Below are 19,836 nucleotides of genomic sequence, written 5' to 3' on the forward strand. Positions count from 1 at the left end.
GCTCGAGCCCGCCCCCCGGCAAAAACTTCGCACCGGCATCACTCGACGATTCTGTCTCTCTGACCGTCGGCGATACTAACCGCCAACCCTGACGTCTGTGAGACAGGTACACAGAGTCTGGATAACGGCCGCATCTTCGACCATGAGCTGGTCGAGGCCGTGCAGCGGATTGCCGGCAACGGTACTGGTGACACGCGCTGGAAGGTGCCGGGCGTGCTCGACTGGTCGACCCGGATCTACAATCCGCACGCCGACGTTACCAAGGACACGACGACGCTCTATGCGTCCGACCGCGACGTCTTTCTCTTCCTGGTCGACGACCTCAATCCCGATCGAGGCCGGCAAGCTGCCCGACGGCTCGCCCGACCTTTATTTCCGGGGGTTCTACTGCTGGAACTCTGAGGTCGGCGCCCGCACGCTGGGAATTGCCAGCTTTTATCTCCGCGCCGTGTGCCAGAACCGCAATTTGTGGGGGGTGGAAGATTTCGAGGAAATCACTATCCGGCACTCCAAATACGCGGCCTCCCGTTTCGCCCATGAGGCGGAGCCGGCACTGATCCAGTTCGCCGACTCCTCGCCCATGCCGTTCATCAACGGCATCAAGGCGGCGCGGGAACGGATCGTCGCCCGCGATGACGAGGACCGCACAGTATTCCTGCGCAAGCGCGGCTTCTCGAAAACCGAGACCACCAAGATCATCGACGCCGTCCTGCTCGAGGAAGGTCGCCCCCCGGAGACCATCTTCGACTTTGTTCAGGGCATCACCCGTATCGCGCGGGACAAGCCACATCAGGATTTGCGGCTCGATATGGAGGGCAGGGCAAAAAAGCTTCTGGATCTCGCAGCATGACCCTGTGATGCCGGCGACCTTAGATACCTGTTCCGAGGATCGTTTGGTTCATTCCTTCTGATCGCATTTGTGGCGCCGTTACCCCAGAGCACGAGGACGGCGCCATTTCTCGTTATGGGTCGAAGCGTGCGTTGCGGCAATGGTGGCCGCGGCGCCGGCAGGCAGAGGCAGAGGGGGGAGGGGAGGTTTCCCGACGGGCTTGGAGGTCCGGGGAGGGTCCCCGGGCCGCCCGTCATGGAGAACCTAATCATGGCAAAGGCCATCAGGAAGATCGTATTGAGCGCCGCCGAGAACATTCCCTACGACAAGCTCGTCCTCTCCCAGAAGAACGTGCGCCGCATCAAGGACGGCGTGTCCATTGAGCAGCTTGCCGAGGACATTGGTAGACGAACGCTCCTCCAGAGCCTGAACGTCCGTCCCGTGCTCGACGAAGGCGGAGAGGAGACCGGCAATTTCGAAGTGCCTGCTGGCGGGCGCCGCTATCTCGCACTCGGCATCCTGATCAAGCAGAAGCGCCTGGCGAAGAATGAACCCATCCCCTGCATCGTGAAACGCGATGCCACGACCTCGGCCGAGGAAGACTCGCTTGCCGAGAACGTGCGCCGCGTCGACCTGCACCCTCTCGATCAGTTCCACGCTTTCAAAACCCTGAGCGACCAGGGACTTGACGTCGAGGAGATCGCCGCCCGGTTCTTCGTGTCGTCTGCAACGGTAAAGCAGCGTCTGAAGCTGGCCTCCGTCTCGCCGAAGCTCCTCGACCTCTATGAGAAGGAAGAGATCGGCCTCGAACAGGTCATGGCCTTCTCGATCTCCGACGACCATGCGCGTCAGGAGCAGGTGTGGGAGCGCGTCGCCAATACCCACATGCAGGAGCCTTACTATATCAAGCGGCTGCTGACAGAGACCACCGTTCGGGCCGATGACCGCCGGGCAGTCTACGTCGGCGCGGAAGCCTATGAGACGGCTGGCGGCGTCATCCTGCGCGATCTCTTTGAGCAGGATTCCGGCGGCTGGTTCCAGGATGCAGCGCTGCTCGAGCAGCTCGTTTTCGAAAAGCTGAAGGTCGATGCCGAGGCGATCCGCGCCGAAGGCTGGAAGTGGGTCGAGGCGGCGATCAGCTTTTCCTACGGGCACACGAACGGCATGCGCCGCATCTATGCCGAGCCGCAGGAGCTGAGCGCCGAGGAGATCGAGCGCTACGAGGCGCTCAAGGCCGAATACGACAAGCTCGATGCCGAATACGCCCAGGCAGAAGAGGCGGACGAGAAGGTCGAGAAGAAGCTTGATGAACTCGGCGCCGAACTCGATGCTTTCGACGATCGGCCTCACCTCTACGATCCTGCCCAAAAGGCGCTGGCAGGTGCGTTCGTGACGCTCGCCGCAAATGGCCGGCTGCAGATCGAGGCGGGCTTCATCCGTCCCGAAGATGAGCCTCGCGTCGAGATCGACGACGCCGGCGAAGGCGAAGCGGAAGCCGGCGACGCCAATATTTCCTCGTACGAGGGCAACGGGAGCCCCGTCGTCGTCAACGGAAAGCCGGTGAATGGCGCAACTGAGCCGCGCGAGGAACCCGAGGACGAGGGGATCAAGCCGTTGCCTGATCGTCTGGTCTTCGATCTGACGGCAGAGCGGACGCTGGCGCTGCGCAACGCGCTTGCCGGCGACGCAGACATCGCCTTCGTCGCAGCCCTGCATGCGCTCGCGCTGCAGGTCTTCTACCGCTTCGCGCAGGATACCTGCCTTGAAATTGGGTTGACGAGCGCGAGCTTCAGCCAGGTCCAGGGTCTCGGCGACACTCCCTGGGCAAAGGAGATCACCGAGCGCCACGAGGCCTGGGACCGCGAACTTCCCGACGGGGAGGGGGAGTTCTGGGACTTCCTTGTCGGCCTTGACGAAGCAAGCCGAAGGGCGCTCTTCGCGCACTGCGTTTCGTTGTCCCTCAACGCCGCATTGGAGGTCTGGAACAAGCGGCCGCGGGCGCTTGCGCATGCCGACGTGCTCGCCCGCACACTCCGCTTCGACATGGTCTCTGCCGGCTGGGCGCCCACCGTCGACAACTATCTCGGCAGGGTGACCAAGGCCCGAATCCTGCAGGCCGTTCGTGAGGCTCGCGGCGAGGAGACCATGGAGCTGATCGAGAACCTGAAGAAGGACCGCATGGCCCAGGAGGCTGCCCGTCTTCTCCAGGGATCGAACTGGCTCCCCGAGCCGCTGCGCCTCGAGGGAGACGACGCGACTGCCACCGTCGACCACGAGGCGTCCGGCGAAGCACTCGAGGAGACTGCCTCGGATCACGAGCCGGCCGAGTTGCCGGCGTTCCTCGCGGACGACGCAGACCTGTCTTCGGAAGACCCCGCCTCCGCCGACGATGGCGAGGCGAATCAGATCCTGGCCGCCGAATAGCCGGGTTCATCGATCCGCACCGGGGCTCGGCAATTGTGCCGGGCCCTTCTCGTATTGCCAATGGAGAACACGCATGTCCGCAACAATCGTTTACGACAACGCGCCGCTCGGCAGCCTCATCCGCTATTCGGACGGAATGCCCAAACCGCCATCGCGCTTCACCAGGAAGCTTGCTAGCTGGGAAACCCGCAACGGCGTCGGCCGGCTCGTGAAGAAAGAGTCGCCGCGCGAGCGCCCGACCTACAGTTCGCCGGCCTGCTTCACCCTGCACGAGGGCGATTTCGGTGAGGATGGCATCATTCTGGTCACAGTGATGCGCACCTATTCTCTCGGCAGCGACCTCCGTTTTGAGATTGTCGAGCGCCCGGCGATCGGCATGGTTCGCGTCCTGCAATCCGTCGGCGCCAGCTCAGAGCTGCTGCATCTGGCCGAAAACCGTGAGGCTGCCGAGCTCTGGCTCACCCGAAACCGGCACCAGAAGGCCCACCTCGAGGAGATCACCGCCGACGAGGTGAGCGCCGACGCCGTCGAGGGGCGCACAGCGGCCTGACCTTTCTCGTCACAGATTTTGAACCTCAACAGGCCCGGGATCGCTGATGCGGTCGCCGGGCCATCTCGTGGAGACCAACATGTTTCAGTGGAACAAGAGCTGCTCCTACGACGAACAGCAGAAGAAGCGCTTTCACACAACGGCCCGTTCACGGCTCAAGAGCCTCGCCAGCGAACTCGGTCTGCAGCCGGGTAGCTACGATATCCGATCGAACAAGGCGGGCATCGCCGTTTCCGGCGAGATCACCCTCCACCACGAGCGCGCCTACATCCAGGTCGGCCAGTTCGGCCTGTCATCCGGCCACGGCATCCTGATCCGCACCTGCAAGGGCCGCAAAGATTACACCGGCGGCCCCAATCACTTCGTCGCTCTCGACATGCTCGACGATATTCCGACACTCGCCGCGGCCGTACGCCCCATTACCGGCATCGGCCGCGAAAGCTGCGACGCGTCGAGCTCTCGCGCGGCCTAAGGCCCCTGCCACCGCACTGATACCCGACCCGGCTCGGCGTTTCAGCGTCCCCACCCCGAATCCGTCAACCCACCGATCGTCCGACGCCACGCCTGCCGCCGTGGCGGAAGGGCGCAGCCATATCGGAGGTACGTCATGTCCGACCATCCACCGTTCCGCAAAGTGTTTGACGGCGTCGCCTCGCGCGAGCAGATGTTTCAGCTGTTCAACCGCCATCGCGACACTCCCGGCATCGATGTGCTTTCCGGCAAGCCCTATGCCGGCGAGTGGTTCGAAATCACCGCCGACGGCTACCGGTTCATGCTCGAACTCCTGCCTCCGTTATTCCAGCGAACCGGCATGTTCGGCATCTCGGAATTCAAGGCCGGCTATGTCACCAGCGTCTTCTTCGCGATCAGGATCCGCGGCCGCGAACGCTGGTTCCACGGCTTTTGCGATCTCTCCGACAAGCGCAGCCCGGATACCATGCGCGCCGCCATCATCGCGCACGAGACGGGTGCAGTCGACAGCATGACGCGTGAGGAGAAGCTTGAGGCGATCTGGACCGCAACCCATGCCGACTTCAAAGGCAACGCGGGAGACGTGAACCCCGATGCCTGGGCGCCAGAACATCGCGGCAAGCGCACTATCCTTGTCAACGCCGGCGCGCAGGGCACCGTCCTTAAGCGGCTAGAGGACCTTTCGGAGGAAGAAATCGACGCCCTTCTTCGCGCCAGATTACGGCACGCCCCACGCAGGGGAGGCGGCAATGCGGACCATTCCTAGGCAGCATGGACTGACGCCAACCAAGCGTATGAGGCGCAATCCACCTATTCGGCCGATATGGGCGCTGCGGCCCGCGCGGTAGCCTCAAGCGCCGACCCCGGCACAGCATAAACCGGCCGCTGCGCGGGAGGCAGAGGTGGGCCGGGAGGAGGCGACGTCGGCGTCGGCAGAGAGGATCCGACCGGGCGGCAACAGGAACATGTGCCGGGTGCTCAATAAGCACACAGACGTAATCCCGCCAGGAGCCCAGTACATCGGCCGCGGATCGAAATGGGGCAATCGCTTCGTCATCGGCCGCGACGGCGATCGCCAGGCGGTTATCGCCAAACATGAGCAATGGCTCGCCGATCAGAATGACCTTCTGCGCTCGCTCGACGAGCTGCGCGGCCGCGACCTTGTGTGCTTCTGCGCGCCCCGGCCGTGCCACGGGGACCTCCTGCACCGATTAGCGAACGCGACGCGCGAGCAACGCATCGCCTGGCGGCGCGGCGTCAAAGCAGGCGGATAGTCGATCGGTCTACCCGACCGCTGCACCCGACGGCTCGCGTCCTGGCGATCACCTCCATGCGTCGATTTCTTGCCCGGCCCCTCGCGCTGGGCAGCGCCCTTTTTTCATCAGAGGAGCAAAGCAATGCCATGCCCAAGTTCACCATCGAAGCCACCTACCGCATGCCGTACTACCGGCAGCGCACCTACGACGCGGCGACACCCGAGGAGGCTTGCAGGCACGCTATCGAGGACGACGACTGGTCGGGTGAGCTGCCAGACTATGAATGCCCCGGTCCGACCTATATCACCGGCCTCTGGAAGGGTGCGGAGACCGCCTACCAGGGCGAAGAAATCCTGGTGTCCTCGCACTTCCAGGAAACCATGCGCCGCATGGTCGATCACTTCCCTGTTTTACTTGACCTGCTTGCCTACCCTGCCCAGCCGATGGGTCTCTCCCAAGTCGACTTCCAAAGCTGGCTGCCGAAGGCCGTCGCTGCGATTGAGAAGGCGAGAGCGATCATCGAGGAACGCCGCGATCCGGATGAGCCAGGCTCCCAGCACGCGGAGGCATCGTCATGACGACGTATGTCCTGGCGTTTTACGAGATCGATCGGGTTTACGGCGGTCCCGAGGAAGGCGGCTGGTGGTACGACACCGGCCAACTCGTGCGCATCTGGCGCACCTTCAAAGCCGAAGAAAGGGCCTATGACCTCGCACACCGCGCGAACCGGCTTCTGGAGCGTCTTCAGCGGCACAGGCCAGATGTCGGATCGGTCATTTACCGCGGAGGACGCCATTCGGTCGCGGTGTACGAGAACTTCGCTCCTAAATTCTATCCCGAAGTGCGGCCCCGCTATGAATAGCGAGGCGCCCGCTCGGACAGTCGCCCTATCGGCTCGCGAGGGAATTCACTTTCTCCTGCGAAGGACCTTCGGCAACCGCCGCTTCCACTTCTGGCCACGCGGAAGTGCTTCGACACGTCCGCGTCGCTTCCAAACGACTATCTGGCGCTCTTCTCCACCGGGTGGCTCGTCGGCGCGTTCAAGCTCAAGATCGCGCGTGCCGACATCCTGATCTATCTGGGGCATCGTCATCGCAGGAATAGAGACAATCGAATTTCCCGATGTCGACGGTCGTTCAATTGCCTCCACCTGCCGCTGCTGTGGCTTCATCTCTGCAATACTCGCCACTGTCTCGGCAGCGACTACGGACAGATCCAGTCCGCCCCAGATCGAACGCTTCCGCGCTTGATCACCGCGCTTTTTCTTCACCTCCACCACGAAGGGTCGGACCTGCCGCCTCATAGATATTTATCCTGGATCGAGACTCGATCCGCTACCCGGATCATGCGGCGATCTACATTGCTCGGGTGTTATCGTCCACTCGCCCGAAGTCTCGAATTTCGCTCATCCACCAAATCGTGTCGTCGTGCAAGCCAGCTTTCGAGAGGCTCGCCAGCAAAGTCCGCAACGCCACGGACGTGCATATCCGCGTCAAACACGTCGATCTTGACAACGATAAGCCGAACTCCACCACCTTCAGGCCGCTCACCCGAAAGCCGCAGCAGGCTCAAGCTGCAACACGATCGCTGATCATTCCCCACCATTCGACAATGATCCGGGCGAGGCACCAGTCTGTCCAACGCATTATGTGAATCGATGACGACGAACCGATTCACCAAGTTGATGGAATCGCTCTCGAGCGGAGTGATGCCGGCTAGGGCAACGCCGGCATATCGCCCTCGGCGACGCGCCACATCCAAGTCGCTATTTCCGGACGCTCGGCGATCATGTCCTGCAAGGACACGTCGAAGGTGTCGTCGGCTCCGGCTGGAACAATGAACAGCGCAACCGGGTCTCTCCTGTTCTGGAGCAGGGCATTGGCGATCGGCTGATCGGGTGGCAGATTGAAGCGCAGGCCCTTGACGCTTTTCTCGCGGACCCGGGCGAGAGCATCGACCAATCGCTTCTCCTGAAACGTCTCGTATGGAATCCAGTTCTCGGACACCACCATCAGCGCGATTTCCTCAACGATGGCCAGCCCAGCCGGGTTCAGCCCGAAGGTCGCGACGGCGAGGAGGTGTGACGAGGCGTCGGCGCCCCAAAGCGAAAGTTCCCGCTCAAAGCGGGTCAACAGACGTCGATGCAGGGCATCGTCGATCAGGAACGGAAAGCCTGGCAGGTGCTTGATGACGAGCTTTTGGCCTGACCTCGCTGGGATCAGCTCCTTCACCTCGCCAACCAGCACCATCAACCTGCGTGGTCCATTCTTCGGCGGCAGCGCCGCGGCAAGCTCCGCGTTGCGCCGCTGCTCGATGGCATCCTTGTTGTCCGCGCGAAACGGTTCGGGCACGAACAGAATGTCTGAAAGCGGACCACCCTTGACCGACATCTGCTTCGCAGCCTCGAGCAAATGCCACCGGACAGTCCACCAATGTCGTTTCCCAGTCCACTTGGACGTCCAGACCGTCAGCTCGGCCTCGTGCCACAGATAGTGCAGCAGGCCGCGCAGCGACAGCTTCTTTGGGTCTGCGGTCACCCCGGCGGAGCCACTGCTTCCTGACACGGGCGCTGCTCGGCTGCCTGTCTTCGACAGGCTGAAGTCGAGCTTCAGCGCCGCCACGCCGCTTTCAGCGTCGAGCTGGATTGCGCTGCCCATCAACGCACCGAGGCCGGACAGTGCATACGGAGATTCATATGAGTCGCAGGAAGGATCGTGCTCGCCGCCGCTAAGCGGCATGCGCTTGATCACGTAGAGGTTGCCGATCTGCGCGATATACATCGCGCACCCCGGATCGCGACACAAGCACAGCGGCCGCTCCTTACGCCCATAGGCGGCAGCGAGGGCCACCTGCAGTTCTGACCCTTCATCGGCGTAGACCTCACCTCCGATCCTGAATCGCCGCATCACCTCCGTTGCTCCGGGCTGCCGCCGCATCCCCTGTCCGCCCATTGAGTCACGAGTTCGCGCATGACGCAACCCGATGATCACAATCTCGCCGGAGGGAGAGGGCGGCCGGCAGGAGTGCGGCCCGGCCGGCGCAGAGAGTGTGCCGGAGGGGGCCGGATACTCCAGCACCGGGAAGGTTGCACCATGAACATCGTCATCCCCGCATCGGCCGCCCCGGCGGCAGCCCCCCTTGCCATGCCCGGATCCGGGTCCGCAAACCGCGCCGCCGCGATCCTCCGAGCAGCAGAGCTTCTTCTCCCTGCACTCGAGGGCGGCCGCGCGATCAGCGCCAATGTGCTCGGCGCGGCCATGTCGTCGTCTTTCGGCGGCACGGACGCCGAAGGTCGCTGGGTGTGGAAAGACGCCTATGAGGCGCTCGAAGCCGCCCAGGTCCTGTTCATGCGCAAGTTTGCACCCGCGATCCTGTCGCGCTCGGCATCGCCGCAGGCGGCACTCGCCTTGATCACGCGGATCGCGCAGCTCATTCCGACCCATACCCGCCGGTCCGACGAAAGCCAGGCGATGCAGCAGCTCTCGACGCCGCTGCCGCTCGCCTTCGTGGCGGCGCGTGCGGCGGCGATCGCATCCTCCGACCTCGTGCTTGAGCCCTCGGCCGGCACTGGCCTGCTCGCCATCCATGCCGAGATCGCGCAGGCCTCGGTTGCGCTCAACGAGCTTGCCGCCACACGCGCCGATTTGCTCGGCCTGCTCTTCCCGCGGGTTCCGACCTTCCGCCACGACGCAGCCCATATCGACGATCACCTCGATCCGGCCATCGATCCCTCCGTCGCGCTGATGAACCCGCCCTTCACGGTGGGCGCCCATGTCGACGGTCACGTCTCGGATGCCGCCTGGCGTCACCTGCGCTCTGCCTTCGCACGCCTGCGGCCCGGCGGCCGTCTGGTGGCAATCACCGGGACTGGTCTTTCACCCGACAACCCGAAATGGCGGCCCGCTTTCGAGCGCCTGCAGCAGCAGGGCAGGGTCGTTTTCACCGCCGCGATCGACGGCCGCGTCTATGCCCGTCACGGCACCACGGCCGAAACCCGGCTGACCGTCATCGACAAGTCGCCCGCCGCCGACCCGTCTCGCTTCTTCGCCTCGCGCGGCAAGGCTCCGGATGTTGAGACGCTGCTGTCCTGGGTCTCCGACGTGCCACCCCGAACGCCCGGCAGCTACCCCGATTCCATCGGAGCGCTGACGAACAGCATCCTGCGCGACGCGGCCGCCGGAATGACCAGCCGGTCGCGGGCGGCCGGCTCCCACACCGCCGTGGCCAGTCAGGACATCCGCAAAGCCGCACAACCGGCGAACAAGATCGCGCGCTCCGCTCGACTTGGCCCGATCGAGGCGGTCAACGCTCCTTCGATCCCGCTCGCCTATGAACTGCGCGACTGGACGCCCGAAGAGGGCGGTCGGCTGTCCGACTCTATCTACGAGCCCTACGCACTCCAGTCGATCCACATTCCCGGCGCGCAGCCCCACCCGACGCCCCTTGTGCAGTCGGCCGCGATGGCTGCGGTCGCCCCGCCGCGCCCGTCCTACCGGCCGGTTTTGCCGGACGCGATCGTGAGCGAGGGGCTGCTGTCCGATGCACAGCTCGAAAGCGTCATCTATGCCGGCGAGGCCCATTCCGGCCATCTCGCCGGCGCCTGGACGGTGGACGAGACCTGCGACGTCGTCTCGGCCGCACCTGAAAGCGCCGAGAACGCGGTCCGCTTCCGCCGCGGATGGTTCCTCGGCGATGGCACCGGCTGCGGCAAGGGCAGGCAGGTCGCCGGCATTATCCTCGACAACTGGCTGCAAGGCCGTCGGCGAGCGGTCTGGATCTCGAAGTCGGACAAGCTTCTGGAAGACGCCCAGCGCGACTGGTCCGCACTCGGCGAGGAACGTCTCCTTGTCCAGCCATTGTCACGCTATCGGCAGGGCACGCCGATCCGTCTTGCCGAAGGCATTCTCTTCACGACCTATGCGACGCTGCGCTCCCAGGAGCGCGACGGCAAGAAGTCCCGCATCGCCCAGATCATCGACTGGGTGAGCCAAGAGGCGGGGAGCGCCGAAGGCGCGACAGGGACGAAAAAGCCCTTCGATGGGGTGATCGTCTTCGACGAAGCACACGCCATGGCCAATGCCGCCGGCGGCAAAGGCGAACGCGGCGATGTCGCGCCCTCGCAGCAGGGCAAGGCGGGACTTCGCTTGCAGCATGCGCTACCCGACGCCCGCGTCGTCTATGTCTCGGCGACCGGCGCCACCGCGGTGGAGAACCTGGCCTACGCCCAGCGCCTCGGCATCTGGGGCAGCGAGGATTTTCCCTTCGCCAACCGCGCAGAGTTCGTCGCGGCGATAGAGGATGGCGGCGTCGCCGCGATGGAGGTGCTCGCCCGCGACCTCAAGTCGCTTGGCCTCTACACGTCGCGTTCGCTCTCCTATGACGGCGTCGAATATGACCTGCTCGAGCATGAGCTGACCGAGGAGCAGATCCGCATCTACAATGCCTATGCGGACGCCTTCCAGGTCATCCACAACAATTTGACCGCCGCGCTCGAGGCCGCCAATATCACCAGCGAAAGCGGCACGCTGAACCGCAACGCCAAGGCTGCGGCCCGCTCGGCCTTCGAAAGCACCAAGCAGCGGTTCTTTTCTCACCTCATCACCTCGATGATGACGCCGACGCTGATCGGCGCGATCGAGCAGGACCGTGCCGACGGTCATTCGGCCGTCGTGCAGATCGTCTCGACCGGCGAGGCGCTGATGGAGCGCCGGCTGGCCGACATTCCGACCGAAGAATGGTCCGACCTGCATGTCGACGTGACGCCGCGCGAGTACGTCGGCGGATATCTGATGCATTCCTTCCCGACACAGCTCTTCGAGGAATATTCCGACGCCGACGGCAATGTCTATTCACGGCCCGTGCATGACGAGGACGGAAACCCGGTTCAATGCCGCGAGGCTGTCCGCCGGCGCGACGAGATGATCGAAAGGCTGGCCTCGCTGCCGCCGGTCGGCAGCGCACTCGACCAGATCCTCCACCATTTCGGCACGGATATCGTCGCGGAGGTGACTGGCCGCTCACGGCGCATCGTCAAAAAGACCGGCCGCGACGGCGTCGACCGGCTGGCGGTCGAGAACCGTCCCGGCTCTGCCAATCTCGCTGAGACGCAAAGCTTCATGGATGACGACAAGAGCGTCCTGATCTTCAGCGATGCCGGCGGCACCGGACGCTCCTACCACGCGGATCTCGGGGCCCGGAACCAGAGGTTGCGTAAGCACTATCTGCTCGAGGCCGGCTGGCGCGCCGACAACGCCATCCAGGGTCTCGGACGGACCCACCGCACCAACCAGGCGCAGCCACCCTTGTTCCGGCCGATGGCCGCCAATGTCAAAGCCGGCAAGCGATTCCTGTCGACCATAGCGCGGCGTCTCGACACGCTGGGCGCGATCACCCGCGGCCAGCGCCAGACGGGCGGGGCAGGGCTGTTTCGCGCCGAGGACAATCTCGAAAGCCCCTATGCGCGGGCGGCGCTGCGCCAATTCTACTATCTGCTGCATCAGGGCAAGGTCGACGGCTGCTCACTGACGACCTTCGAGACCGTCACCGGTCTATCGCTGACCACCGACGAGGGCGGGTTGCGCGACGAGCTGCCACCGATCACCACCTGGCTCAACCGGCTGCTGGCGCTGCGCATCGAAACCCAGAACCTGCTGTTCGAGGTGTTCGAGCAGCTGATGACGGCCAAAATCGAAGGCGCCATCGCTGCCGGCACCTACGACAGGGGTTTGGAGACGATCACGGCGGAAAGCATCGTCGTCACCGATCGCCGGACCGTCTACACCCATCCGGTCTCGGGTGCGCAGTCGCATGTGCTGACTGTGGCGCGGAAGGACCGCGTTCGTCCTCTCGGCCTGGCCGACGTGTTGGCTATCGCCCGCGCGGAGCCGCAGTCGGTCCTGCTGGTCAACACGCGGTCGAACCGCGCGGCGATCCAGCTGCCGACGGCGAGCCTGATGCTCGATGACGGCGCGATAGAGCATCGTGTTCGTCTCCTGCGGCCGACCGACGAGCTGCGCTTCGGTCTCAATGCCCTTGCCGAAACGCACTGGCAACCAGCCGACCGGAAACTGTTCTGCGAGCTCTGGCAGGCGGAGGTGGCAACGGTCCCTGAGTTCACCACCAGCAGCTTCCACATCGTCACCGGCCTGCTCTTGCCGATCTGGCGGCGGCTTCCCGATCACGATTGCCAGGTCTACCGGATCCAGACCGACGCCGGTGAACGCATCATCGGCCGCCACATCGCGCCGACCCTGGTCGCAACCATGCTGCGCAATCTCGGTATCGACCATGTTCCTTCGCTATCCACCGATGATGCGTGGGCCGGCCTCATCGATGGGCGCATTGGGTTGCAGCTAACAGACGGACTGGTCGTCCGCCGCAGCCGGGTCATGAACGACTATCGCGTCGAGTTGATCGGCTTCACCGATGCGACGGTTCCCCGGCTGAAGGCCCTTGGCCTGACCCCGGAAATCATTTCCTGGAAGCTGCGCCTGTTCATCCCGACCGGCGCCGGCGGCTCCACCATCCTTACCTCGCTCCTCGACCGCCATACGGTGGTCGGCATCACCGACCGTTCCTCGGCCGCTTGAGCGAGGGAGGTGATCATGACCGGCTCGGCCTCCGAGCTGGCGCGCCGCCTTGGCGACCATGCCGAGGCCGTGTGCCGCGAATATCTCTCCAATGGCCATCGCGCCGGCAACTACTGGATCGTCGGCGATGTCCGCAACACGCGCGGCCGCTCCATGCATGTGCGGCTCAGGGTCAATGCCAAAGGTCCAGCTGGAAAGTGGGTTGACGAGCAAAGCGGCGAGCATGGTGATCTGCTCGACGTGATCGAGCATAGCTGTGGTCTCACCGAGTTCCGCCACGTCGCCGATGAAGCCCGGCGGTTTCTTGCCCTGCTGCGCCCCGAAACCGTGCGCGCGGAGCGCGAGCCCGCCGCGGCACGCGGCTCGCCCGACGCCGCGCGTCGCCTCTTCGCCATGTCGCAGCCGATCGCCGGCACGCTTGCCGAGCGCTATCTTGCCGGCCGCGGCATCCTGCTTGGCCCTCGCGAGCGATCCCTGCGCTTCCATCCCGGCTGCTACTACCGGGATCTTCTGACGGGCGAGACGCTCACGCTTCCCGCCCTGATCGCCGCAGTCACCGGCCTCGACGGTAGGATCACCGGCCTGCAGCGCACCTGGCTTGATCCGGCAGGCAACGGCAAGGCGCAACTCGCCGATCCGCGCCGCTCGCTTGGCCACCTGCTGGGCAACGGCATCTGGCTCGGCCTCCACCCCGGCACGCCCGTCCCGGTCATGGCGGCAGGCGAGGGTTTCGAGACGATGGCATCGCTCCGCACGGTAATGCCTTCGCTGCCGGTTGCCGCCGCCACCTCGGCCAATCACCTTGCGGGCCTTTGCTTCCCGCCCGGCTGCCGTCGCCTCTACATCGCGGCCGATGCCGACGCTGCCGGCCGGCACGGCATCGAGCGGCTCAGCCAGCGCGCCGGCGAGGCCGGTATTCTCGCACTGGCGTTGCGGCCGCAGCTCGGCGACTTCAACGACGATCTGCGCCATCTCGGCCCGGCAAGCCTCGTCGCCTGGCTGCGGGACCAGCTCATCCCGGACGATGCCGGTCTCTTGCCTCCGTCCGGATGAACGGACCGCGCCGGCGGGCGGGCAGGGGTGGCGTCAGCGGAAGACCGGCAGGCATGGCGTTGGTCCGGCGGAGAGGCCGCGCCCGCGGCCTGCCTGAGAGGCGATCCCTGCCACCCCCCGGTCACGGCCGCAACGGCTGCGCCGTCCTCCGCTTCGCTCCGGCCTTCGGTGCGGCCGCGCCCGGGGCGCGGCCGGGATGCGCTGTCAGGCCGCGATCGGCGCGGCCACAACCGACGGAGACACGCCATGACCTACGAGCTTCCTTTCGATGACGCCTACGAGCCCTACCACGCCTCCTCGCCGACCGACCGCGTCATCCTCGAACTGCAGATGTACGGCCATCGCCCGCATCAGGACGAGCCCGATCCCAGACCCTTGCCCGACGACGAGGTGATCCGGGCCGGCCTCGCAGGGATCGTCGAGACCTTCGCTGGCATGCTCAGCGACACCAGGCTCGAACCCGACCTCGACGACCTGCTCTGGTCCTTCGCCAACGTCTTCCATCGCGCGGCCGAGCGCATCGCACGCGACCTCGACCGTAACGAGGAGGCGCAGCGCTCGAGCCAGCGCGAGCAGGACGGCTCGGAAGTGAAGTCCGTCGAGCTGGAACGGCTCACGGCAGAGGGCATCACCTATTTGGAGCGCCGCAACGCCTTCGAGATCATGCGCGACGAGGCGGCCGACCTCTACGAGGCGCATACCGGGTCGGCCTGGCGGCCACGCACCGGCTCCAAGGTGAACCACCAGGCGATGACAGCCGCGGTGATCGACTCGCGCGACTTCCTCACTGCACGCCGCCGCGCCGAGACCGAGGTGCTTATCCCGGCCGGCACCAAGATCGCCTTCGCGGGCGGGCTCGACTTCAACGATCACGAGCTAATCTGGGACGCGCTCGACAAGGCCCGCGAGAAGCATCCCGACATGGTGCTGCTCCACGGCGGAAGCCCACGTGGCGCGGAACGCATCGCCGCCTGCTGGGCCGAGAACCGCAAGGTCACGCAGATCGCCTTCAAGCCCGACTGGAACCGGCACGCGAAAGCGGCACCGTTCCGGCGCAACGACCAGCTGCTGTCGGTGATGCCGGTGGGTGTCATAGTCTTCCCTGGCTCCGGCATCACTGAGAACCTGGCCGACAAGGCGCGTCGGTTCGGCATCCCCGTCTGGCGCTTCACGGAGGGCGGCGCGTGAGCGTCGCCCCTATCGCGACGCGCCGGCGACGACGCGTCGCACGACGGCAGTCGACGCAGCTCACCATGTCACCTTCGCGCCAGAGGGAGAGGCGGGTGGGATAGGGGTGGGGCGTTGCAGGAAAAAGGAGAGCCACCATGGCGATGATATTCATAGGCGGGTCGCGCGACATCGTCGCCCTGCCTGACCCCGCGATCGAACGCATCGCATCGATCGTCGCTGCCGAGCACGGCGTGTTGATCGGCGACGCGCCAGGAGCCGATGCGGAGGCGCAAAGCCTGCTCGCGGGCTACGGCTACGAGCATGTCGGCGTCTTCCATGCCGGCAGGGAGCCGCGCAACAATCTCGGCGACTGGGCTGCCTACCACATCCCCCCGCCAGCCGGCGCAAAGGGCTTTGCTGTTCATGCCGAGAAGGATCGTGAGATGGCCCGGCGCGCCGACTACGGGCTCATGATCTGGAACGGCATCTCGCCAGGCACCGCCCTCAACGTGCTCCGTCTCGCGTTGATCGGATCGCCGTGCGTCGTCTACGATACGATGCGCAGCATGGTGACGACCACATACAGCGCCGCCGATTGGCAAGCCATGCTCGACAATGCCGGCGCCGAGGTCCGCCGGCAGATCGAGACCCGCATGACGCCGGACGAGCGTCTGGCGCTCGCTGAGTGATTGGCACGTCCACCGTCCCGCCCCGCCCCGGCGCCGGACCTCGCCTTCGCAACGGCGCTTGATCGTTCGTCCGCGCCTGCCCCTCGACGGCACCGGGGCATAAAGCCGACCCCTCGCGGGGCCGACCCTGCTTGCCTCACTGCGGGTTGTTCCAGAGGCTGATCGTCACTTTGTCGCCCGTCAGCGGGCCAGGAACGACACTGCCAAGAGCACGTCCATCACCTGGCCAGGCAGGACCGATGCGCATCCATCCCCATGCGCTGCGAGGCCGGATCGCCACCGGTCGCGATCACGAAGCCGGTGCGCTTGTTGATGACCCTGTAGTCGGGTGCTCTCCTCGCGACTTGGTCACGTGGGGAGAGCGTGGTGGGCCGGTGACGCGCAGCGGGTGCAGCGTCCCATCCATCTGGCCGGTGTCCTGGCGCTGGGTCTGCGATGATGGCCGGTGATCCAGCGCCATCGGCCGCATCCGGACCATTCCCGTGTCATGTCGCCTTTGTAGAGGACCGCCTGCCTTTTGCGGTCAACCCCCAAGGGGGTACTCTCGGCAAAAATTCAGAAAAATTCGATTTCGGTTCTTTGTTTGCGGGCAGGCGAAGGGCCTGCCCGCGTTTTTCGGCAAATAGAATTTTCCAGAATTTTCGCCGAGATGACCGCAGCAGGACGGTCCTCTCCTTTGGCGCCATCGGGAATGGTCCCGATGCAACCGAAGGAGAAGTACCATGGCCACCACGATCGCAAACCTCACCACCAAGGCAGACGGCTCGATGGAGGGCGTCTTCGCCACACTGCGGGTCAACGCACCGATCACCCTCGTCCCGAACGCCAGCAAGTCTAGCGAGGACGCACCCGACTACCGCATCCTCAACAAGCGCACTGGCTTCGAGATCGGCGCCTGCTGGTTCCGCACCTCGCAACGCACGGGCAAGGAGACGCTCTCCGTCAAGCTCGAGGCGCCCGAGATCGGCGTGATCTTCGGCAACCTCGCCCCGGCCCCCGGCGGCGACGAGAGCAAGAAGGTCATCCTCTGGAACAACCCGCAGTGAGGCAGGACGGGCCGGTCTCGCGAGGGGTCGGCCCTCTCCACCCGTCACGCAAGGAGGATGCCATGAGCCGCTACGTCATCACCGTCACAGGCGAAAGCCGAACCGATCCGGAGGCCGTCATCGGCTACGACCCGCCGCTTCAGACCTACTTCCTGCAAGCCTTCCCGCATGAGGAGACCGACGACCCCGCACTCTGGATCGGCACCAAGCCCCACGAGATGGAGACGCTCGACGACCTCCATCGCGCAGCGCTCGCCGAAGGATACGACTTCATGCCGCTGCCGTCCGGGGTCGCCGCGAAGCTCGTCGCCGACAAAGGCGCGGCCGCCGGTCGACCGAACCCAGACGGAGCAATCGGCGAACTTCTCAAGCGCCTCAATCAGCCAGACTAGGCGCGCGCTCCATAAGAAGGGCCGGCGACGGAGCAATCCGTTGCCGGCCCTTTTTTCGCCCGCGGTGACGGGTCAACTACATAATCGTCGCAAACCGCGCCGCCTATCTCCCGATAGCCCCGCCGGGTCTTGGCCTGCTCGATGGCGTCGAGGGCGACCAGCGCTTCATTCTCATCCGCGAAAAGGTCGATGCGCACGCGTCCGATGGTCCCAATCCTGCCCCACTCTCGAACGACTGCGATGTCGCCGAACAGACTCCGCCCGACCGAAAGTTTGTAGAACCGCGCCATGTTGCGTGCGGGATCAATACGATGGAGATATGCGGCGGCTTCTGTCGGCATAAGGCGACATTCGCGGACTGTTGCCCGCTTCGTCCAACGACTTCGACGAATCGATGTGGCCCTATCGATTCAAGACGCTGATACGTCGGAGGTCGCTACCGATTTGGGCGAGCCGCCTTCGGTGGGCGGGCTCTACTCGCGGCGTGCCGCCGCTCCCCGAGCCGGCTTCGCCGTCTCGGCCTTCGGTGACGATCCCTCTCGCGGGGCGCTCGGCACTAGCCCTCGCGCCTAGTTCTCCCACGTTTCGGCGAATCATCCACGCTGCTGTCCGGCGAAAGTTCCTCGATCATCATCAGAAGGTGTTGGGCCGTCGATGCCGGCAGATCGAGCATCCGCAGGATCAGCTTCAGCTTGACCTCTGCCTCCTGCTCGCTCTCTCCGAACAAATGTGGAGCGGCCGCATAGAGCGCCTCAATCGGCGAGAAATCGAGTAGCTCGGCTAGGTGAAGCAGCCGTGTGACCCTGAGCTTGGCGCCCGCCCGCTCATGCCGCGCGTAGATTTCGTGGTGAATGCCGACCATCATGCCGACCTGCTCGCGATTGAGGTTCTGCGCGTCGCGACGTTCGCGCAGATAGCGGCTCAGCTCTTCCTCCATTTCCAGAAGGCTGCGGACACCGTTGAAGCCCGGCTTGCGATAGATCGGCTTGTCGACCTCGGAGTCGTTCGTTTCGACAAGCCCGCGCCTGTCGATGTAAGTCTGTACGTCCTTGATCGCCATCCGCTTGGCTCGACCCGAATCCGCTGCCGCAACCCCGTCAAAAAGACGAGGAAACACCCCAAACTGGCTCAAAGTCCCCTAAAACAGAGCCAAAACGATTGTGTTCCTAGCAGGGATTCAGACTCAAGTTCAACTCGCCGTTCGATCTAGCCGCGCCTGCGTTCCCTTCAATAGCCATTCGCGTCGAGAAACTGCCGGATGGCCTTTTCCATGATTGCCTGCATGGACGTGTCCATGTTGAACGAGGCCAGCTTCAGCCGCCTCTTGGTTTCTCGGTCCAGATTGACGTTCACGAAATGGCTTGCCCCTTTCATGCGAGCACGCTTCATCTGGCGCAGCGCCTTGCTCGCCTCCGTCTGCACCGTGCCCGCTTCCGGACGCTCTTTGCTGGTCGTATCCGATGTCGGAGCAGGCTCGCGTATCCTTTCCACGTACACTCTTGGCGGACCCTCGGTCGCCGCCCGCTGCCTGCGCGGCGCGGTGGCGAATTCATCAAGCGAAAGGATTTCCTTGCCGCTCATGCAGCACGCCCCGCTGTCAACTCACCTCGGAGCAATTCGTCGACTTCCTCCACCAGCGTCTGCGTCTCCCTCCGGGCCTTGGCGATCGCGTCCGTTACCTCCTGCATCTGAAGCGTTCCGATTCCGTTGTGGATGTCCTTGTAGACATTGCGCTCGAACACCTCGGTGCGAAACAGATAGGTTCCGACCTTGTCCTCGATGATCGGCCTGATCTTCCGGTAGAGCTCCGTGTGCCGCACGGTCACGGTGATCCGCGTCCGCAGCACGCCATGCCGGCATCCCCGCCCAAGCGCCTCGTTGACGCGCAGCACGTTCTCAAAGCTGTCGATGGCCCCGAGCACTTCGCGCTTTGACGGCTGGATCGGCGAAATCACCAGTTCGGCCGAAGCGATCACAGGGTCGACGATAGAAGAGTCTTCGCCTGGGGTGTCGATCAGCACGTGATCGAACGCTCGGCGGTGGTCATCCATCCAGCGCTCCAGCCCCTTTGCCGTCTTGTGGCTGTAGACCTCGATCCCCTCGGGCTGCGCATCCTTCTCCTGACAGTCCGTCCACCATTTCATCAGATTGTTGCGAGCGTCCATGTCGATCATGGCGACGCTCCCGCCACGCAAGGCATATTCGCCGGCGATGTTCATCAGCGCGGTAGTCTTGCCCGCGCCTCCCTTGCCGTTGATGGCGGCGATCACGACGGTCATCGGTTCATCTCCACGAAAATGTGTTTCTACTCACACACGAATCCATATCCGTGTGGACGTGGATTCACATCGATATAGAAACACACGA

19 protein-coding genes and 1 pseudogene are annotated in these 19,836 nt (G+C 64.4%); 14 read left to right on the plus strand and 6 right to left on the minus strand.

Going from position 1 to position 19,836, the window contains the following annotated elements; all coding sequences use genetic code 11:
- Positions 1–120 precede the first annotated feature (120 nt).
- The 8 genes and pseudogenes from GNP00_RS20070 to GNP00_RS20105 all read left to right on the plus strand — a co-directional run.
- Positions 121–850 (plus strand): annotated as a pseudogene (locus GNP00_RS20070) (DUF932 domain-containing protein); the annotation flags it as partial.
- A 249-nt stretch (positions 851–1,099) separates the two neighbouring features.
- The gene (locus GNP00_RS20075) at positions 1,100–3,253 is read left to right on the plus strand and encodes a ParB/RepB/Spo0J family partition protein (protein WP_011578611.1); all 2,154 of its coding nucleotides are present in this window, start codon (positions 1,100–1,102) and stop codon (positions 3,251–3,253) included.
- Between the two features lie 73 nt (positions 3,254–3,326).
- Entirely contained in the window at positions 3,327–3,803 is a 477-nt protein-coding gene (locus tag GNP00_RS20080; RefSeq protein WP_011578612.1) for a hypothetical protein, read from the plus strand.
- Positions 3,804–3,882: 79 nt separating this feature from the next.
- On the plus strand, positions 3,883–4,275 hold the full coding sequence (locus tag GNP00_RS20085; RefSeq protein ID WP_049764558.1) for a hypothetical protein: 393 nt from the start codon (positions 3,883–3,885) through the stop codon (positions 4,273–4,275).
- A gap of 135 nt (positions 4,276–4,410) precedes the next feature.
- On the plus strand, positions 4,411–5,040 hold the full coding sequence (locus tag GNP00_RS20090; RefSeq protein WP_011578614.1) for a DUF1419 domain-containing protein: 630 nt from the start codon (positions 4,411–4,413) through the stop codon (positions 5,038–5,040).
- A 199-nt stretch (positions 5,041–5,239) separates the two neighbouring features.
- Positions 5,240–5,548 carry a DUF4326 domain-containing protein gene (locus GNP00_RS20095; protein ID WP_041544154.1) on the plus strand — a complete coding sequence of 103 codons (309 nt, stop codon included), beginning with the start codon at positions 5,240–5,242 and terminating at the stop codon, positions 5,546–5,548.
- A 128-nt stretch (positions 5,549–5,676) separates the two neighbouring features.
- Positions 5,677–6,108, plus strand: a complete 432-nt coding sequence (locus GNP00_RS20100) for a hypothetical protein (RefSeq protein WP_011578616.1) — start codon at positions 5,677–5,679, stop codon at positions 6,106–6,108.
- Complete coding sequence (locus GNP00_RS20105; protein ID WP_011578617.1) at positions 6,105–6,392, plus strand: hypothetical protein; 288 nt, start codon at positions 6,105–6,107, stop codon at positions 6,390–6,392. The genes GNP00_RS20100 and GNP00_RS20105 overlap by 4 nt, the downstream gene beginning before the upstream one ends.
- Positions 6,393–6,437: 45 nt before the next feature.
- Here the strand turns inward: GNP00_RS20105 and GNP00_RS20110 are convergent, their stop codons facing one another.
- The gene (locus GNP00_RS20110) at positions 6,438–6,833 is read right to left on the minus strand and encodes a hypothetical protein (protein ID WP_011578618.1); all 396 of its coding nucleotides are present in this window, start codon (positions 6,831–6,833) and stop codon (positions 6,438–6,440) included.
- Between the two features lie 412 nt (positions 6,834–7,245).
- The gene (locus GNP00_RS20115; protein WP_041544208.1) at positions 7,246–8,436 is read right to left on the minus strand and encodes a DUF1173 domain-containing protein; all 1,191 of its coding nucleotides are present in this window, start codon (positions 8,434–8,436) and stop codon (positions 7,246–7,248) included.
- A gap of 186 nt (positions 8,437–8,622) precedes the next feature.
- Between GNP00_RS20115 and GNP00_RS20120 the strand changes: the two genes are divergently transcribed.
- The 6 genes from GNP00_RS20120 to GNP00_RS20145 all read left to right on the plus strand — a co-directional run bounded on the left by GNP00_RS20120 (position 8,623) and on the right by GNP00_RS20145 (position 17,469).
- Entirely contained in the window at positions 8,623–13,119 is a 4,497-nt protein-coding gene (locus GNP00_RS20120) for a bifunctional class I SAM-dependent methyltransferase/DEAD/DEAH box helicase (RefSeq protein WP_011578620.1), read from the plus strand.
- Positions 13,120–13,134: 15 nt separating this feature from the next.
- Positions 13,135–14,172: a DUF7146 domain-containing protein gene (locus tag GNP00_RS20125; RefSeq protein ID WP_011578621.1), complete on the plus strand. Its 1,038-nt coding sequence runs from the start codon at positions 13,135–13,137 to the stop codon at positions 14,170–14,172.
- A gap of 246 nt (positions 14,173–14,418) precedes the next feature.
- The gene (locus GNP00_RS20130) at positions 14,419–15,360 is read left to right on the plus strand and encodes a DUF2493 domain-containing protein (RefSeq protein ID WP_011578622.1); all 942 of its coding nucleotides are present in this window, start codon (positions 14,419–14,421) and stop codon (positions 15,358–15,360) included.
- 137 nt (positions 15,361–15,497) lie between these two features.
- Positions 15,498–16,031: a hypothetical protein gene (locus GNP00_RS20135; protein WP_011578623.1), complete on the plus strand. Its 534-nt coding sequence runs from the start codon at positions 15,498–15,500 to the stop codon at positions 16,029–16,031.
- Positions 16,032–16,753: 722 nt separating this feature from the next.
- Positions 16,754–17,077: a DUF736 domain-containing protein gene (locus GNP00_RS20140; protein ID WP_011578624.1), complete on the plus strand. Its 324-nt coding sequence runs from the start codon at positions 16,754–16,756 to the stop codon at positions 17,075–17,077.
- Between the two features lie 62 nt (positions 17,078–17,139).
- The gene (locus GNP00_RS20145; RefSeq protein ID WP_011578625.1) at positions 17,140–17,469 is read left to right on the plus strand and encodes a hypothetical protein; all 330 of its coding nucleotides are present in this window, start codon (positions 17,140–17,142) and stop codon (positions 17,467–17,469) included.
- On the opposite strand, the gene GNP00_RS20150 is transcribed toward GNP00_RS20145, so the two are convergent.
- The 4 genes from GNP00_RS20150 to GNP00_RS20165 form a co-directional block, all read right to left on the minus strand.
- On the minus strand, positions 17,466–17,810 hold the full coding sequence (locus tag GNP00_RS20150; RefSeq protein WP_011578626.1) for a WGR domain-containing protein: 345 nt from the start codon (positions 17,808–17,810) through the stop codon (positions 17,466–17,468). The genes GNP00_RS20145 and GNP00_RS20150 overlap by 4 nt on opposite strands.
- A 215-nt stretch (positions 17,811–18,025) precedes the next feature.
- On the minus strand, positions 18,026–18,529 hold the full coding sequence (locus GNP00_RS20155; RefSeq protein WP_011578627.1) for a helix-turn-helix domain-containing protein: 504 nt from the start codon (positions 18,527–18,529) through the stop codon (positions 18,026–18,028).
- A gap of 167 nt (positions 18,530–18,696) precedes the next feature.
- Positions 18,697–19,050: a hypothetical protein gene (locus GNP00_RS23175; RefSeq protein WP_011578628.1), complete on the minus strand. Its 354-nt coding sequence runs from the start codon at positions 19,048–19,050 to the stop codon at positions 18,697–18,699.
- Positions 19,047–19,748 carry a ParA family protein gene (locus GNP00_RS20165; RefSeq protein WP_011578629.1) on the minus strand — a complete coding sequence of 234 codons (702 nt, stop codon included), beginning with the start codon at positions 19,746–19,748 and terminating at the stop codon, positions 19,047–19,049. Before GNP00_RS20165 ends, GNP00_RS23175 begins: the two co-directional genes overlap by 4 nt.
- Between the last annotated feature and the right edge of the window lie 88 nt (positions 19,749–19,836).

Origin of the sequence: Chelativorans multitrophicus, from assembly GCF_011317445.1 — a bacterium.
Classification (GTDB): Bacteria; Pseudomonadota; Alphaproteobacteria; order Rhizobiales; family Rhizobiaceae; genus Chelativorans; species Chelativorans multitrophicus.